Here is a 15,027-nt window from a genome sequence, read left to right as displayed (position 1 = left end):
CGCGCTCACTTCAGCTTGCACGTCGTCTCCGGCTCGTCGGTGCCGAGCGTGTCGAGCGGCGTGCGCTGGTGGATGAAGCCCTGCTCGGGCGCCACCGAGACCATGGCCTTGGGCTGCACCACGATCACCGGCTGGCGCAGCTGGTGATCCCACGGACGGTAGGTGAGCGAGACGCCCTTGTAGGCCGGCAGCGAGAATTCGGGCGTCGTCAGATAGGGGCGGATCACCCCGACTTCGGTCGACTTCTTCTGCGTCGCCGCTTCGCCGACCGTGCGCACCGCGGCCCAGGCCTGGTAATCGAGGGGTTTCATCAACCGGCCGGTCTGGCGGCGGAAGCGGTTCTGCGCCTGGGCCGCGCCCCAGGTCTCGAGCGTCGGGTGCCAGGTCGTGGCGATCAGCCCCTGGGTGCCGGCGACGGGGCGGGGATCGACGGTGCGGAACGGGACGTAGTCGCCCCAATCGCCCTCCTCGTCGGCGACGATCGCCATGTCGTAATCGAGGCCGCGGGTGAACACCATCGCCTCGGCGCGGGTCGGCGTGTCGCCCCGCGCCTTGGCCAGCGGCCCGAAGGTCCAGGGCTTCTCCGCGGTGATCTTGAGGCCGAACTTCCTGGCCGAATTCTTCAGCGCCTCGGCATAGGCCTTATCGCGCTCGGTCGGACCGATAATCAGGAAAATCTTCCGCCAGCGCATCAGCGTCATGTACTGCGCCAGCGCGTCGGTCTGCATGGCGCGGCTGGGGAGGGTGTGGAACACGTTCGCCCGGCAATCGGCACCGCGCAGGCGATCGTCCGGAGCGCCGGCATTGAGGATCACGATATCCTGATCCTTGAGGGCGTCGGCCACCGCCAGCACCTCGTCGGCCGGCAGGGTGAGGGCGAAGTACTTGACCCCCTTGGCGGCCAGTTCCTTCGCCGCCGCGACGGCGTCCTGACCGGGTTCGAGCGCGACCTCGTCGAGGGTGTAGGTCTGCTTGGTGAAGCGGCCGGTGGTGTTGTTGTCCTTCACCGCCATCCGGGCCCCGGCGACGCCGAGATCCTCGGGCTCGGCCTCCGCGTCGTAGGAGGATGGGGACGGCACCGGGCGATAGATCATCGCGATATGCGTATCGCTCCCGCCGGGCTGGGCCGCCTGGGCATTCGGCGTGCCGGGCGACGGCTCGCCGGTGGCCGCCTTCGGCTCCTGCGCCGCGGCGGCCGGGATTCCCGCGAAGAACGCGAGGGCGAGGAGGTAGGATGGGAAAACGCGCATGCGGGCACCACGCTAGCAACATTGGACCGCCCGCCTCAACGGCGAAAACATAAGATTTTTCTAAGACATGACCCTTCGGGGGGACGATCCGCAGCGCGGGCAACTCTTGGGTCCGCCGTTGCCAAATTCACCGAACGCCCGAGATATTTCATCCCGCGGCAGTCCTGGCCGCGACACTTCGTCGAGGCTTCGCCCCATGAGACCGCGCGCCCACCCGGCCTTCCGCCGTCATGCCCTGGCGGCGCTCGCGCTGTTGCCGGTATTCGGCGGGACAGCCATGGCGGACGAGGCGCGCAAGGCCGCGATCTTCCCAGCGGAAATGAACGATCCGACCCTGGCCTATGGCCGCAAGAACCTGCCGGCCGATCAGAAACGGCTCGGCCTCGTCACGGATGTGCTGAAGGACCAGCTCACCGAGAAAGCCGGAATCCAGAGCGTCGATCTCGCGCCTCAGGCGGAGGAAATCCGCAAGGAGAGTCCGCTCTACAAATGCAACGGCTGCACCGGGCCGATCGCGAAGGCACTCGGTGCCGAGCTCGCCGTGACGGCGTTCGCCGACAAGGGTGCCAACCAGTTGTTCAGTCTCGTCGTCACCATCAGCGAAGCCGAGAGTGGGAAAGTGCTGCGTCAGGGCCAGGTGGTGATCAGGGCCAATACCGACGACGACTGGTCCCACGCCATGCGTTGGATCGTGAAGAATCGCCTGTTGGCGGAACCGCTCCCTCCCCGCTCCTGACCTCTGCCGCCTCTCCAAGATCCGTTGCCGCCGCAGCGGTGCCGTGCGCCGGACGATGACAGGGCCATCCCCAGCGGGGCTTGCACAGGCGCCCTGTCCGAGCGTTTAAGCATTCCCGTGTCTCAGACCTTGAAGCCCGAACGCGCGTCCATCCTCGTCAGCGTCCGCGACGTCGCGGAGGCGCGCCTTGCGTTGCAGGCCGGCGCCGATCTGATCGATGCCAAGGACCCGGAGCGCGGCGCGCTCGGCGCCCTGCCGGTCGCCACGGTGCGGGCGATCGTCGAGGCGATCGCCGGTCGGGCGGTCACCAGTGCGGTGGCCGGCGATGGCACCGGTACCGACCTTGCGAGCGCCGTTGCCGCGATGGCGCAGGCGGGGCCGCGCTGGATCAAGATCGCGGTCGGCGTGGCACATGACAACAAACTGGCCGAGGCTGCCGACGCGGCTCCGGGCCGCCTGATCGGCGTCGTGTTCGCCGAGGATGCGCTCGACCTGCCCGATCTCCCGGCACGGCTCGCGGCGGCGGGCTTCTCCGGTGCCATGATCGATACGCGGGGCAAGCACGGCATCGGCCTTCGCGATCTACTGTCCGCCTCGAACCTCTCCGCCTTCGTCGCCGCCTGTCGGTCCTTCGGACTGATCAGCGGCCTCGCCGGCTCCCTGCGGCGCGCCGACATCCCGGCCCTTGCGGGTCTTGGTCCGGACTATCTCGGCTTCCGCGGCGGCCTCTGCCGTGCCGACGACCGGCGGCAGGGACTGGACGAGACCCGCATCGCCGAAGCCGTCGCGGCTGTGCGGGTGCTGCGCCGCGCCGACGCCGCCTGACGATGCACGCCGCCCGATCCTCCCTCTCCCGTTCGGCTCCCTCCGCCGATGCCCCGGCGCGCGACGCTGGAGGGGGGGTGTGCGTCGTCAAGATCGGCGGCAGCCTGGTCTCGGATCGCGAGCGCCTGCGCGCCGTCCTCGCCGCGTGCGTGGTCGAGGGCCCCGTCGCGGTCGTCCCTGGCGGTGGCCCCTTCGCCGACGCGGTGCGTGCATCTCAGGCCGCCCTCGGCTTCGACGACGCCCTCGCCCATCGTCTCGCCCTCGACGCCATGGGCCGCATGGCCGAGATCTTCTGCAGTCTCGAACCGCGCCTGACCGCCACGGTCCGCCTTGAGGATCTCACGCAGGCCCTCAGGGAGGGTCGCTCCATCGTCTGGGACCCGGCCGCGCTGAAGGTGGGTTTCCCGGAAATCCCCGAGAGTTGGGAGGTCACGTCCGACAGCTTGGCGCTCTGGCTCGCAAGCCGGCTCGGCGCCAGCCGCTGCATCCTGGAGAAATCCGCGCCCGTGATCGCCACCGATGCGGCGGAGCTTGCCGCCGCCGGTGTGGTGGACGCCGCCTTCCCGCGCTTCGCCGCGGCCTTTGCCGGCGAGATCGTGGTGCGCGGCCCCTCCGCCCTGGGACAGGCCGCATGAGCGCGCCCGAACATCTCGTCTTCATCACCGGCAAGCTGGCCCATGCCCGCCTCGAAAAGGTCGCCGCGACCTTGCCGCCGGAGCGCTACGTCTGGTCCATCGCCGATGCCGGCGTGAAGGTCGCCGCGTTGATGACGGAAGAGATCATCAAGCGCCGCGTCCGGATGCCCGACGGGGCGACCCGCATCGTCCTGCCCGGACGCTGCCGGGCGAACCCGGAAGCGCTGAGCCTCCATTTCGGCCTGCCGGTGGAGCGGGGGCCGGACGAGGTGGTCGATCTGCCGGCCTATCTCGGTCTCACCGCCCGCAAGGTGGACCTCTCCCGCCACGAGTTGCGCATCTTCTCCGAGATCGTCGATGCCTCGAAGATGACGCCCGCGCAGATCGTCGCGAAGGGCGTGGAACTGGCCCGCAAGGGCGCCGACGTGATCGATCTCGGAGGCCTGCCCGACACCGCCTTTCCCCATCTCGAGGAGAGCGTCCGCGGTCTGAAGGCCGCCGGTCTGACCGTCAGCGTCGATTCCTTCTCGCTGGACGAGCTGACTCGTGGGGCGAAGGCCGGGGCCGATTACCTGCTGAGTCTCAACGAGGAGACGCTCGACCTCGCCTTCGAGACCGACGCCGTGCCCGTCCTCGTGCCGATGCGTCCCGATGATCTGCCCTCGCTCGATCGCGCGATCGAGCGGATGGTGAAGGCGGGCAAGCCCTTCCTGGCGGATCCGATCCTGGAGCCGATCCATTTCGGCTTCGTCGATTCGATCGCCCGCTACCGCGACACCCGCGCCCGCTGGCCCGACATCGAGATGATGATGGGCACCGGCAACCTGACCGAACTCACCGAGGCCGACAGCCTCGGCGTCACGGCCCTGCTGGTGGGGATGTGCTCGGAGCTGGCGATCCGCAACGTGCTGATCGTGCAGGTCTCCAACCATACCCGCCGTACCGTCGAGGAGCACGACGCGGCTCGCCGGATCATGTACGCGGCCAAGGCCGACGCCGCCCTGCCGAAGGGCTACGGCCGGGAGCTCCTGGCCCTTCACGACAAGCGCCCCTTCGTGCAGACGCCCGACGAGATCGCGGCGCAGGCGGCGGATGTGCGTGATCCCAACTACCGCATCGCCGTGGCCGAGGACGGCATCCACGTCTTCAATCGCGACATCCACAAGACCGGCACCGACGCGATGGCGTTCTTCCCCGATCTGGGCGTGGAGAGCGACGGCGCCCATGCCTTCTATCTCGGGGGTGAACTGACCAAGGCCGAGACGGCGTTTCGCCTGGGCAAGCGCTACGTCCAGGACGAGCCGCTCGACTGGGGCTGCGCCGCCGATCGCGCCCAGGAGGACACCACGGCCTTCAAGCAGGCCGGGCCGACCAAGGGGGGCAACGCGGCCCATACGCGCCACAGCGGCCCCGCGGCGCCGGAAGCCGCGCAGGCGGCGGCGATCCCGCCGGAGCGCGACGCGCAGGCGCCCGAGATCGAGACCGGTACGGGTTCGGACGCGGCGCGCGACGCACTCAGCGAACCGCGCGGCGGGCGCATCGTCTGCGGACGGCTGGTGCCGGACGAGGAGCGGGGTTAGGAGCCGGCCATGCCGCTGATCCTCGAGACCGTCGTCACCACCCTTTCGGCCGAAGGCGCCATGCACCTCGTGCCGTTCGGCCTGATCCGCGACGGCGAGGATTTCGTGCTCGCGCCGTTCCGCCCCTCGCCGACCATCACGAACCTCGCCGAACGCCCCTATTTCTGCGCCTCCGCACCGAGCGACGTGCGGGTGATCGCGGGCATCGTCACCGGCCGCCGCGACTGGCCGGTGGTGGATTGCGACAGGATCCCCGGCAAACGCCTCGCGGATTGCTTCGGCCATGCCGAGTTCGAGGTCGCCTCCATCGCGGAGGACGAGACCCGCCCGCGCTACCGGGGCCGTATGGTCCACGCGCAGAGCCACGTGCCGTTCATCGGCTATAATCGGGCGCAGGCAGCCGTGATCGAGGCCGCCATCCTCTCGACGCGGCTCCACATGCTGGAACCCGAGAAGGTTCTGACGGAGATGGCCTACCACGCCATCGCCATCGAGAAGACGGCCGGCCCCGCCGAGCGCGAGGCCTGGGACTGGATTGAGGACAAGGTCGCCGCCGCCCTCGGGCGCAGCGAACGGGTTCTCAAGGATGTGGGCCGCCCCGCCTGATGGGGCAGGAGATGCTTTCCACGATGATGCGAACCCTCCTCCTCGCCGCCGCCGCGCTCGCCGCCACGGCCACCGCCGCCGATGCCCAGCACGCGCCGACCCGCCGCAAGGTGGTCGAGAGCGTGACGATCGCGGCGCCCGCCGACAAGGTCTGGACCGTGGTCGGCAACCCCGCGGACGCCACTTGGATCGCGCATGTCACGGGGGCCGAGCGCGTGGCCGATGCGGCCAAGCCCACCTACCGTCTGACGCTCGACAACGGGCATGCCCTCGTCGAGGAAACCCGCAAGCTCGATGCGCAAGCGCGCAGCTTCGCCTATTACCTCACTCAGAACGACGTCGCGGACCTGCCGGCCAACGATTACTCGGCGACCCTCTCGGTCGTGCCCGAGGGCGAGGGGGCGGCGCGCGTCGAGTGGAAGGCCGCCTTCTATCGCGGCTACCCCAACAACGATCCCCCGCCCGCCCTCAACGACGAGAACTCGGAGAAGGCGGTGCGGGACTGGATTCACGCCAGCCTGGAAAATCTCAAGGCGCGGCTTGAGAAGGGCGGTTCCTGAGGGGCTGCCCGACACGCCTGCACAAAATTCGCTGTGATGGCCTGCGCCGACCCCTGGCTAAGCCGTTGCGGCGGGCAATGTGTGGGGTGACACGTCGAGGACGCGCCGCCAACCGTGGCGCAGGGGAGGAGAAGAGACGATGCAGTTCAGGACGCTCGCCGCGGTCGCGGCTTTGGCGACGGTGACCTTCGCGGCCCAGGCCCACGGCCCGACCCGCCAGAAGGTCTCGGAATCGATCGAGATCAACGCCCCCGCCGACAAGGTCTGGCAGATCGTCGGCAACTTCCAGGACGGCAGCTGGATTCCGCCGGTGGAGAAGACCGAGGGCAAGGGCGGCAACGAGGTCAAGGCGACCCGTACGCTGACGCTCAAGGGCGGCGCCACGGTCGAGGAAGAGCTCGCCAAGTACGACGCCGAGAAGAAGACCTTCATGTACCGGATCACCAAGGTCGATCCGAAGACCCTCCCGGTGAACGACTACTCCTCCACCGTCGAGGTCGAGGGCAACGGCGACAAGACCAAGCTGACTTGGCGCGGCGCCTTCTATCGCGGCTACATGAACAACGATCCGCCGCCGGACCTCAACGACGAGGCTGCCAAGAGCGCCGTCAGCGGTCTCTACAAGGCGAGCCTCGAGAACGTGAAGAACAAGGCCGAGAAGGGTTCGTAGGGTCTTCGATGATGCAGGCGGCGCGCTCGATGGTCGTGATCGGACAGGCGTGCCGCCCCTCCCCTTCCCTCCTTGCGGGGAAGGGTGCCCCTCGGGGGATGTCGGGCAAGGGAGAACCCGGCGTCCCGGGGATAAGGGTCGAGGCTGGCCAAGCGGCACCGGTGCTCCCCTCGCCTGCGCATCCCGGGGGTACCCCGCTTCGCAGCAGGGCGGCGATTGCGCGCTGGTTCGGCCTGTGCCTGCTTCTGTTCGCGGCCACCCCTGCCCCGGCCCAGGAAGCCATCGTCACGGCGCAGCTCGGCAACGCGGTGGAGATCGTGGATCTCGCCACCAAGAAAATCCTGCAATCGATTCCCGTCGCGGGCGCCCCGGCCGGCATCGCGCTCTCGCCTGACCGGACCCGCGCCTACATCACGCGGCCGGAGGGGCACGGCGTCACGGTGATCGACCTCGCCGCCCGAAAGGTCGTCTCCGAACTGGGCCTGCCCGGCGGCCCCCTCGGCATCGGCGTGAATCCCGTATCGGGCGAAGTCTACGTCGCCGATTGGTTCGGCGAGCGGGTGTTCGCCCTGCGCGCGACCGAGGACGGCTTGACGCTCGATGGCGAGATCGCCACCGGTAAGTCGCCCTCCGGCATCGCCGTGGCTCCGGACGGGGCGACGCTGCTGGTGGCCAACCGCGAATCCGACTCGGTCTCGGTGATCGACGTGGCCTCGCGGACGGAGAGGCGGCGCATCGCGGTGGGCACACACCCGTTCGGCCTGACGCTCTCGCCCGACGCCACCCGCGCCTTTACCGCCAACGTCCTGTCCGACGACGTGTCGGCAATCGACATCGCCGCCGGCCGTGAGACCGGCCGGGTCAAGACGGGCCAGCGCCCCTACGTCATCGCCTTCGCCGGACAGCGCGGCTTCGTCACCGACCAGTATTCGAACACCGTGACGGCGTTCGACGCCGCCACGATGACGAAGCTCGGCACGATTGATGTCGGCGACCATCCGGAGGGAATCGCCGCGACGCGCGACGGAACGGTGATCGTCGTCGCCAATTGGGGCGACAACAGCTTGAGCCTGATCGACCCGTCGAGCCTCAAGATCACGGGCACGATCGAGACCGGCGACGGCCCGCGCGCGTTCGGGGATTTCTTGAGGTAGGCCCCACCCGTTCAATCCCCTCATCCTGAGAGGCCGGGAAGCGGCCTCGAAGGAGGGCTCCGCTTCCGCGGCGCATCCCTGGAAGAGTGTGAGCGGGAGACCGCTCGATCACGAGCGCGAGGAAACGGCGCTCAGGCCGCCGCCGGCGGCTCGCCGGAATCGCCCTCTGCGGGTGAGTTGAGGATGTCCTCCAACTCGTCCACGAGCCGGTCGACCTGATCTTCGCTGACCAGAACCCGGGTGGTGCGGCCGTCCTCGGTGACGAAGGCCAACTCGACATCCGGCCCGGTCCGGGTCGCCAGGATACGGGTGAGTTTCTGGGCTGCGCTCATTCTTCCCCTCTCCTCATTTCAGTTCCGGTAACGCGCGGGACGGGCGCCGTTCCTCACGCGATCAACCCCACGGCCACGGCCGGCCCGCAGGTCGACACCCATTCGCGTCCCGACGGGGGAATTCTTTCGGCGATGAGGTCGGTCAGCGGAAGCGATTCCCGTCCGAGCCGGCGAGCCAAGCGCTCGGCGAGGAATCGGCCGGCGCCGCAGACGACGAGGGGCGTATTCGGCGGCACATCCGGCCGGGACAGCAGCACCGACGCCGCATCGTGCAGGGGGCGCAACTGCGCCTCGGCGAACCATGCGGCGAGCGCCCGCCATTCCTGCGCGCTGCCCTCCCCCCGATCCCGGCCGACCATGCGGGCGAGGCGGGTCTCGGTCTCGGCGAGCGATTTGCCCTTGAGATCGGCGCTGTGCTGCTGGTCGGCGCCGTCGGGCAGGTCGCCGGTCAGGCGGTGAATGTCGGCAGCCGTGGCGAAGGTCTCGGCCATCAGGGCGGTGCGCCGGCCACGCCAGGGGGCGTGGGTCGCGAAGGCCAGGATCGGGGTCCGCACGACGCCGGTATAGACGAGTTCGCCCGTCTCCAGTCGCTCGGCATCGCTGTAGCCCGTGGCGGCCGGATTCCCGCCGACGATCGGGATCAGGTCGGCGGTGGTCGAGCCGATATCGACGAGAAGGGCCTCGGGCCGGCAGCGACCGACGAGGGCGGCGGTGGCGTGCCAATTGGCGGAGGCGATCCTGTCCGAAACGTCCCCCGCATTCGCGGGCGAAACGAAGCCGGCGCTGCCGGCATAGATGCGCACACGGCCTGTCAGCGTCGCGGCGGCCCAGTCCGAGAGCTTCCGGACACCGTCGGCACGGTCCGCGAAGCAATCGGTCAGTTCGCCCGTCATGGTGACGGCGTGGTCGGCCTCGCCCCGCGCCCACTCGGGCAATTCCGAGAACGTCTTGTCCAGGGCCGGAACGCCGCGCCAGAGCGGGCAAGCCGCCTGCACCGCCTCGATCACGCGGCCATCTTCGACGAGTGCTGCCTTGACATGCACCCCGCCGAGATCCCACCCGACGATCCTGCTCTTGGTCCGGTTCACGCGATGTCTCACGCTCTCAAGGCTCGGGCGGCGCCGTTCCGGCTCGTACCGGTGATCGACCTGCGCCGCGGCGTGGTGGTGCGCGCCCGTGCGGGCGAGCGCGATGCCTATGCCCCGATCGTCACCCCCTTGGCCAGGGGTTCGGCTCCGGCCGACATCGCCCGCGGCCTTCTCGACGCGGTGGCCGCTGACACGCTCTACGTGGCCGACCTCGACGCGATCATGGATGGCACGGCGCCCGACCGGGCCAGTCTGGAGGCCGTCGCCCGTGCCTGTCCCGGCGTCGGGCTGTGGGTCGATGCCGGATTTGCCGACGCGAACGGGGTCGAGCGGTTCCTCGGCATGGGGCTCGGCCGGCCGGTGATCGGCAGCGAGAGCCAGCGCGACGAAAGCCTCGTGCGGATGCTGGGCAACCGCGCCGTCCTCTCCCTCGACAGCCGGGGCGACGAGCGGCTGGGGCCGGACGGGCTGCACGAAGATGCCGGCGCGTGGCCCGATGAGGTCATCGTGATGACGCTGGCCCGCGTCGGCACCGGCACCGGCCCGGATCTCACTCGGATCGCGCAGGCGGTGGACCGGGCGGGAGACCGATCGATCTTCGCGGCGGGCGGCGTGCGCGGGCCGCAGGATGTGGCGCGCCTGACGGAAGCCGACGCTGCAGGTGCCCTGGTGGCCTCAGCCATCCATGACGGTACGCTGCGATGAAGGCCTGCTCTGAACGGATCGCAATTCAGGCCGGATCGTAGGAACGGGAGCGTCCGAAAAGGCGGCTCCAAAGGCCCCCGAAAATCGCCGACTTGTCGATGCCGTCGATGTCCTGCGAGTACTGGCCTGTATAGAGCCGGACGATCATCGCATCGCGGCAGGCCCCTCCGAGCGCGTAGGAGAACCTGATGCAGGCCGACCTGCGACGCGTGCCGGGCGCCATGCCTTCGACCTTGGCTTCGAGATGCGAAAACCGCTCCATCTCGATCCAGATCCGGTCGCCCTTGCGCAGGCCGGGGTCGATCGGGAACGCCGCGACACCCCGATCGAGCGAAAGGCTGACGATCCGGGCGGAGAGAGCCTGTTCGGAGGCGACGATCCGCGCCGGCTCGTCGGTTGCGAAACTGTCGAGAAGCGGGCGCGACTTCTCGAAACAGATCAGCGCCGCGACCAGGAGGACAAGAATATTGAGCGCGGCCCAGTAGGCCGAGACGAGCGAGAACTCGCTGTCGCCGATGCGCGACCATTCGGGCACGATGTTGATGACGAGGCCGAGGGCGGTGACGGCGATCCAGAAGGCGATCGAGAAGAAGGTATAGGCGTCGAAGGCATTCTCCTCGTTGCCGGAGCCTTTCGGCGTGACGCGGAACGGCACACCGAAGGGCTTGATCACGCTGGAGACCACCACGGGCAGCATGCGGAACGTCGCGAAGGTGCCCACGGCGCTCGACACCAGGGGCAGATAGCGGGTCGGGGTCAGCCAGCCCACCAGAAGAAAGTAGGCCGCGACGACGGGCAATTGATACGAGACGATGTCCTGCGTGCCGGTGAAGAAGAGGGGTGCGGCGCCAGTCCAGAGATAGACCGCCGGAACCACGAGAATGATGAACCGCGTCGTATATTGCATCAGCCATGACAGCGGCAGGAACATCACCCGCTGAAACAGGGTCAGGCCCGGTCCACGCAGCGGCCCGTTATGCAGATAGATCGTCTGGATGCCGCCGCGGCACCAGCGGCCCCGCTGGACGAAATATCCCTTCAGATTTTCCGCGGCGAGGCCCATCGAAAGGCGCTCGTTCAGGTAACGGGTCTTGTATCCCCGGTTCAGCATGGCGAGGGTCGTGAGCAGATCCTCGGTGATCGAGTCGTGCGGGAAGCCCCCGATCACATCCAGGGCCGCACGGCGGGCGATCGAGCAGGAGCCGCAGCAGAAGCTTACATCCCAGGCGTCGCGGCTCGCCGCCATCTCGTCGAAGAACAGCCGTTGCTCGTCGGGCCAGACCTTCTCGAGCGAGAGGTTCGACTGGACCGGATCCTTGTTGAAGAAGTGCTGCGGGGTCTGAACGATCCCGATCGTTGGATCGGTGAAGAAGGGCAGCGTGCGGCGCAGAAAATTGCGGTACGGCACGAAGTCGGCGTCGAAGATCGCGATGAAATCACCCGACGACACCTTCAGACCATTATTCATATTGCCGGCTTTAGCGTGGGAATTGTCCGGCCTTGTGACGTGGATGGCGCCCTTTTCCTCGCAATACGTCTTGAGCCAATCGCGCCGCTTGTCGTCGAGGACGTAGACCGTGAACTTGTCCCGCGGATAGTCGAGCGCGAGAGCGCCGATGATCGTCCGCTCCAGCACGTCGAGCGGCTCATTGTAGGTCGGGATGAAGACGTCGACCGTCGGCAACTCCTCCGTCGGGCGCGCGAAAAAACTCTTCTCTCGGCGGTTCGCCTCGGCGCTCCGGTCGACGGAACGGCTCATCACGACGAGGAAGAGCAGGATGTCGGCGAAGGCACCGAGTTCCACGCAGAACACGGTCCAGGTCCAGATGAACGCGAAGCTCCCGTCGGCCGGATGCGGCAGCACGGTGTAGAAGAACCGCCAGAGGAGATACCGAATGGCCACCGCGAGCACGAAGGCGCAGGCGATCGCGCGGGACCAACTTCGCTGCCGCGGCCAGTTCGTGATGAAGACGAGAAAGACGGCTGCGACCACCAGGGTCGGAGCCATCGGTCCGAGCTCCAATTCTAGGAGATACTGAACCACAGGCTCTTCACCCAATTGACGAGAGGCAGCGCTGCAGCCGATCGCGCGAACCGAACCTGCACGGTGCGCCCGACATGGCAGAAGTTCTCGTAGTCGGTGTGCATCGGGTTCTGGTCGAGGGTGACCCGGATGCGGGCGTTCTTGCCCCGGCTCTTCGGCGGCATGGCCGCAAGCGTCACTTCCTCGACCGCCGCGCTAGATCCCCGGACGGAGATCACCCGTCCCGCGATCACCTCCGAGGTGCCGAGCAGGCGCACCTCCGCCGGATCGCCGGGCGTGATCTCATCGTAATCGACCTCGTCGAGCAGGATGTCGACGAAGAGGTCACGGCAGTCGAGCAGACGCATCAGCTCGTTGCCGACCACGACATTCGATCCGCCCACGACGTTGTTGCGCCAAATCACGCCGCGGAACGGAAGGCGGATGGACGCACTCGACAATCGATCGTTCCGGCTGCGCTCGATCATGAGCTGCCGTTCCAGAAGCTGGACGCGGGCCCGCTCGATCTTGGCCTGGGCCTCGACATTGGCGAGCTGGATCGTGACTTCATCGCCGCGCTGCTGCGAGTAAGGCACGTCGTTGCGCCCCTCGCCGACGAAGGTCCCGCGCTTCAAGGCATCGAGCTGCTGATGCAGACGGTCGAGTTCGGCCTTCGCGATCGTTCCCTCATTGCCCGAGGCGATGGCCGCGGCCCGAGCAGCCTCGACCGAGCTGTTGGCGACCACTCCGGAGACACCCAGTGTCTGCTTGCGACTGAGATCGGCCTCTGCCGAGACGCGGTTGGCCTGTGCCGTGCTGATCCGCTGCTGGCGGATGATGATTTCCTGCTGAATACTTTGCAGACTTGCCTTTTGATAGTCACCGAGCCGCGCGGCAAGTTCCGCCTTGAGGGAAGCGAGCAATCCTAACTGCGCTTCGAGGGCCTTCAGGCGCTCGCGCGCAGCGCCGAGATCGGCATCGAGCTGCGCTTCGGTCGTGCGGGCGATGCGATCATTGCTGATCTGGAAGAGTTCGGAATCCTCGCTCAGGGCCGTCCCGACCTTCGGTGGCGTATCGGACACGACCCCCTCGATCGGCGCCGACACCACCGCGAAGCGCGCGTTCACGGTGCCGTCGAGACTCGTATAGCCGGTCAGGCCCGGCAGCATCACGAGGATAGCGATAGCTAGAAGCGCCAGCCCAACAAGAATGCGGACAATACGCGTGTTCCAGAACATGCCACATCATCCTCATACAGTTCCGCAGCGTCCTGTCAGCTCAGGCTATTCGCCCGAGCAGGTGGGATGAGATTCTTGACATGCATTCGCGTAAACCTTCAACGCACCGGTTGGTATCCTTTGGCTCGCACAATGGTTGCATGTTTCTTAACGGCGGCTCGGCTGCCGACGTGGGGGGTAGTCCACCGAGGATCACGGCAAGCCCCGCCATGGCGCGTTCGGGCCGGCGGCCCGTACGCAGGCAAGGGCACGCTGCGCGTGCCGGAACGTCGACGTTCCGCTGTTCCGCGCGGAAGTGAAAGACGACCTGCGGGCGGTCTAAGGTCATGAGGTTCCAACCCGATCGGCGAAAGCCGATCGAATTGATCGCGCGACGGACGGCTCAGGGATCGGTTGCGGACGTTCGGCAGGCTCGCGGCGAATGTCCGCTCCGAGCCTCACCCCAATGCGATGGATTTTTGCAAACGAGTTTCTCGGCGACGGTATTACGGCTCGGTGGATGCCAACGCCCCGCGGGCATTGCGGCGGATCACCTGGGGCGGTTGCCCGAAGGCGCGCAAGAACGCGCGCCGCATCCGATTGCGATCGGCGAATCCCGTCTGATCGGCAACGACGTCGATCGGATGCCGACTGCTCTCCATCATCACCCGCGCAGCCTCGACGCGCAGGTTCTCGATCGCCTTGGCCGGCGATTGGCCAGTTTCAGCGTGGAACACGCGGCTGAACTGCCGAGGGCTCAGATGCGCCGCGCCCGCCAACTCCTCGACCGTCAGCGGCTTGTGCAGGTTTCGTTTGGCGTAAGTCAGGGCGGACTGGATGCGGTCCGATTTCGGTTCGAGATCGAGCAGGGCCGAGAACTGCGACTGCCCCCCCGCGCGACGGTGGTAGAGCACGAGCTTCTTGGCGATCGCCTGGGCGACGTCGTGGCCCAGATCGTCCTCGATCAGGGCCAGCGCTAGGTCGATGCCGGCGCTCATGCCGGCCGAGGTCCAGATCGGCCCGTCGTTGATGAAGATGCGGTCCATGTCCACCGTGCTGTCCGGACACTGCGCCTGCAGCTCGCGGGCATGCATCCAATGCGTCGTCACACGGCGGCCTGCGAGGAGACCGGCTTCGCCGAGGACGAAGGATCCGGTGCAGATCGCGGTCACGCGTCGCGCCCGCGGCGCCGCTTCTCGGATCAGCGAGAGCAGCCCCGGCGTGGAGGGAAGGACGGACGTGCCCCCGCCGACGACCAGGGTATCGAACGCCGCTTCGCCGAAGGGCTCGGTCTCCACGCTCATGCCGGCGGAGGTGCGGACCGGCCCGCCGTGCTCCGAGATGAAGCGGATGTCGTAGGGCGTCTGCTCATCGGCCAAGTTGGCGAGCTCGAAGGCGGGCACGGCCGCCAGCCCCATGATCGAGAGGCCGGGGAAGATGACGAAGCCGACGCGCTGCATGCTGACCCCATACGTCTGAAAACGACGCATATATGACATTTGCGTCATGATGGGTCAAAGATAGCCTGCACTCATCGGAGGCTGGTCCCAGCCAGAACGGGGGAAGGCGGATGATCGACGATGTCCGGTCGCACGGCCCAGAGCGGCGCGACCGGCATCCGGCGATGGCGCAACGGCGACCTTTGC

General features: G+C 67.7%; 15 protein-coding genes. 9 read left to right on the top strand and 6 right to left on the bottom strand.

Features of this window, described 5'->3' with window-relative positions; all coding sequences use genetic code 11:
* Positions 1-5: 5 nt before the first annotated feature.
* Positions 6-1,250, bottom strand: a complete 1,245-nt coding sequence (locus tag OWC43_RS03910; protein ID WP_393955775.1) for an ABC transporter substrate-binding protein — start codon at positions 1,248-1,250, stop codon at positions 6-8.
* A 277-nt stretch (positions 1,251-1,527) separates the two neighbouring features.
* Between OWC43_RS03910 and OWC43_RS03905 the strand changes: the two genes are divergently transcribed.
* From OWC43_RS03905 to OWC43_RS03870, 8 genes are all read left to right on the top strand, one after another.
* Positions 1,528-1,986 (top strand): DUF3280 domain-containing protein, encoded by a 459-nt coding sequence (locus OWC43_RS03905; RefSeq protein WP_393955774.1) that lies wholly within the window; start codon positions 1,528-1,530, stop codon positions 1,984-1,986.
* Positions 1,987-2,097: 111 nt separating this feature from the next.
* Entirely contained in the window at positions 2,098-2,811 is a 714-nt protein-coding gene (locus OWC43_RS03900) for a (5-formylfuran-3-yl)methyl phosphate synthase (RefSeq protein ID WP_393958485.1), read from the top strand.
* A gap of 77 nt (positions 2,812-2,888) precedes the next feature.
* Complete coding sequence (locus tag OWC43_RS03895) at positions 2,889-3,446, top strand: uridylate kinase (RefSeq protein ID WP_393955773.1); 558 nt, start codon at positions 2,889-2,891, stop codon at positions 3,444-3,446.
* Complete coding sequence (locus tag OWC43_RS03890; RefSeq protein WP_393955772.1) at positions 3,443-5,026, top strand: DUF6513 domain-containing protein; 1,584 nt, start codon at positions 3,443-3,445, stop codon at positions 5,024-5,026. The genes OWC43_RS03895 and OWC43_RS03890 overlap by 4 nt, the downstream gene beginning before the upstream one ends.
* A 9-nt stretch (positions 5,027-5,035) precedes the next feature.
* Positions 5,036-5,632, top strand: a complete 597-nt coding sequence (locus tag OWC43_RS03885; RefSeq protein ID WP_137828443.1) for a DUF447 domain-containing protein — start codon at positions 5,036-5,038, stop codon at positions 5,630-5,632.
* A 23-nt stretch (positions 5,633-5,655) separates the two neighbouring features.
* Positions 5,656-6,192 carry an SRPBCC family protein gene (locus OWC43_RS03880; RefSeq protein ID WP_393955771.1) on the top strand — a complete coding sequence of 179 codons (537 nt, stop codon included), beginning with the start codon at positions 5,656-5,658 and terminating at the stop codon, positions 6,190-6,192.
* A gap of 139 nt (positions 6,193-6,331) precedes the next feature.
* Complete coding sequence (locus OWC43_RS03875) at positions 6,332-6,862, top strand: SRPBCC family protein (RefSeq protein ID WP_137828441.1); 531 nt, start codon at positions 6,332-6,334, stop codon at positions 6,860-6,862.
* Between the two features lie 29 nt (positions 6,863-6,891).
* Complete coding sequence (locus tag OWC43_RS03870; protein ID WP_393958484.1) at positions 6,892-8,016, top strand: beta-propeller fold lactonase family protein; 1,125 nt, start codon at positions 6,892-6,894, stop codon at positions 8,014-8,016.
* Between the two features lie 131 nt (positions 8,017-8,147).
* Here OWC43_RS03870 and OWC43_RS03865 read toward each other — a convergent pair whose 3' ends face one another.
* Both OWC43_RS03865 and OWC43_RS03860 read right to left on the bottom strand, forming a co-directional pair.
* Positions 8,148-8,348: a hypothetical protein gene (locus OWC43_RS03865; RefSeq protein ID WP_137828439.1), complete on the bottom strand. Its 201-nt coding sequence runs from the start codon at positions 8,346-8,348 to the stop codon at positions 8,148-8,150.
* Positions 8,349-8,401: 53 nt separating this feature from the next.
* A complete protein-coding gene (locus tag OWC43_RS03860) occupies positions 8,402-9,436 on the bottom strand; it encodes a hydantoinase/oxoprolinase family protein (RefSeq protein ID WP_393955770.1) in 1,035 nt (344 codons plus the stop codon).
* A 3-nt stretch (positions 9,437-9,439) separates the two neighbouring features.
* Here OWC43_RS03860 and OWC43_RS03855 point away from each other — a divergent pair, with 3 nt between their 5' ends.
* Positions 9,440-10,141 (top strand): HisA/HisF-related TIM barrel protein, encoded by a 702-nt coding sequence (locus tag OWC43_RS03855; protein WP_393955769.1) that lies wholly within the window; start codon positions 9,440-9,442, stop codon positions 10,139-10,141.
* 25 nt (positions 10,142-10,166) lie between these two features.
* On the opposite strand, the gene OWC43_RS03850 is transcribed toward OWC43_RS03855, so the two are convergent.
* From OWC43_RS03850 to OWC43_RS03840, 3 genes are all read right to left on the bottom strand, one after another.
* Positions 10,167-12,185: a glycosyltransferase gene (locus OWC43_RS03850; protein WP_393955768.1), complete on the bottom strand. Its 2,019-nt coding sequence runs from the start codon at positions 12,183-12,185 to the stop codon at positions 10,167-10,169.
* Entirely contained in the window at positions 12,167-13,402 is a 1,236-nt protein-coding gene (locus OWC43_RS03845; RefSeq protein WP_393955767.1) for an HlyD family secretion protein, read from the bottom strand. The genes OWC43_RS03850 and OWC43_RS03845 overlap by 19 nt, the downstream gene beginning before the upstream one ends.
* A gap of 485 nt (positions 13,403-13,887) precedes the next feature.
* The gene (locus tag OWC43_RS03840) at positions 13,888-14,841 is read right to left on the bottom strand and encodes a GlxA family transcriptional regulator (RefSeq protein WP_393958483.1); all 954 of its coding nucleotides are present in this window, start codon (positions 14,839-14,841) and stop codon (positions 13,888-13,890) included.
* Positions 14,842-15,027: the final 186 nt, after the last annotated feature.

This window comes from Methylorubrum sp. POS3, from assembly GCF_043352485.1.
Classification (GTDB): Bacteria; Pseudomonadota; Alphaproteobacteria; order Rhizobiales; family Beijerinckiaceae; genus Methylobacterium; species Methylobacterium suomiense.
The sequence above is the reverse complement of the archived record's forward strand: the minus strand, read 5'-3'. Positions and strand labels throughout refer to the sequence as shown.

Excerpts from the sequence above, each read along its gene's own strand:
- OWC43_RS03880 (WP_393955771.1), top strand. The coding sequence starts at position 5,656 with ATGATGCGAACCCTCCTCCTCGCCGCCGCCGCGCTCGCCGCCACGGCC.
- OWC43_RS03840 (WP_393958483.1), bottom strand. The coding sequence starts at position 14,841 with ATGCAGCGCGTCGGCTTCGTCATCTTCCCCGGCCTCTCGATCATGGGG.
- OWC43_RS03885 (WP_137828443.1), top strand. The coding sequence starts at position 5,036 with ATGCCGCTGATCCTCGAGACCGTCGTCACCACCCTTTCGGCCGAAGGC.
- OWC43_RS03855 (WP_393955769.1), top strand. The coding sequence starts at position 9,440 with ATGTCTCACGCTCTCAAGGCTCGGGCGGCGCCGTTCCGGCTCGTACCG.
- OWC43_RS03870 (WP_393958484.1), top strand. The coding sequence starts at position 6,892 with ATGGTCGTGATCGGACAGGCGTGCCGCCCCTCCCCTTCCCTCCTTGCG.
- OWC43_RS03845 (WP_393955767.1), bottom strand. The coding sequence starts at position 13,402 with ATGTTCTGGAACACGCGTATTGTCCGCATTCTTGTTGGGCTGGCGCTT.
- OWC43_RS03890 (WP_393955772.1), top strand. The coding sequence starts at position 3,443 with ATGAGCGCGCCCGAACATCTCGTCTTCATCACCGGCAAGCTGGCCCAT.
- OWC43_RS03875 (WP_137828441.1), top strand. The coding sequence starts at position 6,332 with ATGCAGTTCAGGACGCTCGCCGCGGTCGCGGCTTTGGCGACGGTGACC.
- OWC43_RS03905 (WP_393955774.1), top strand. The coding sequence starts at position 1,528 with ATGGCGGACGAGGCGCGCAAGGCCGCGATCTTCCCAGCGGAAATGAAC.
- OWC43_RS03865 (WP_137828439.1), bottom strand. The coding sequence starts at position 8,348 with ATGAGCGCAGCCCAGAAACTCACCCGTATCCTGGCGACCCGGACCGGG.
- OWC43_RS03910 (WP_393955775.1), bottom strand. The coding sequence starts at position 1,250 with ATGCGCGTTTTCCCATCCTACCTCCTCGCCCTCGCGTTCTTCGCGGGA.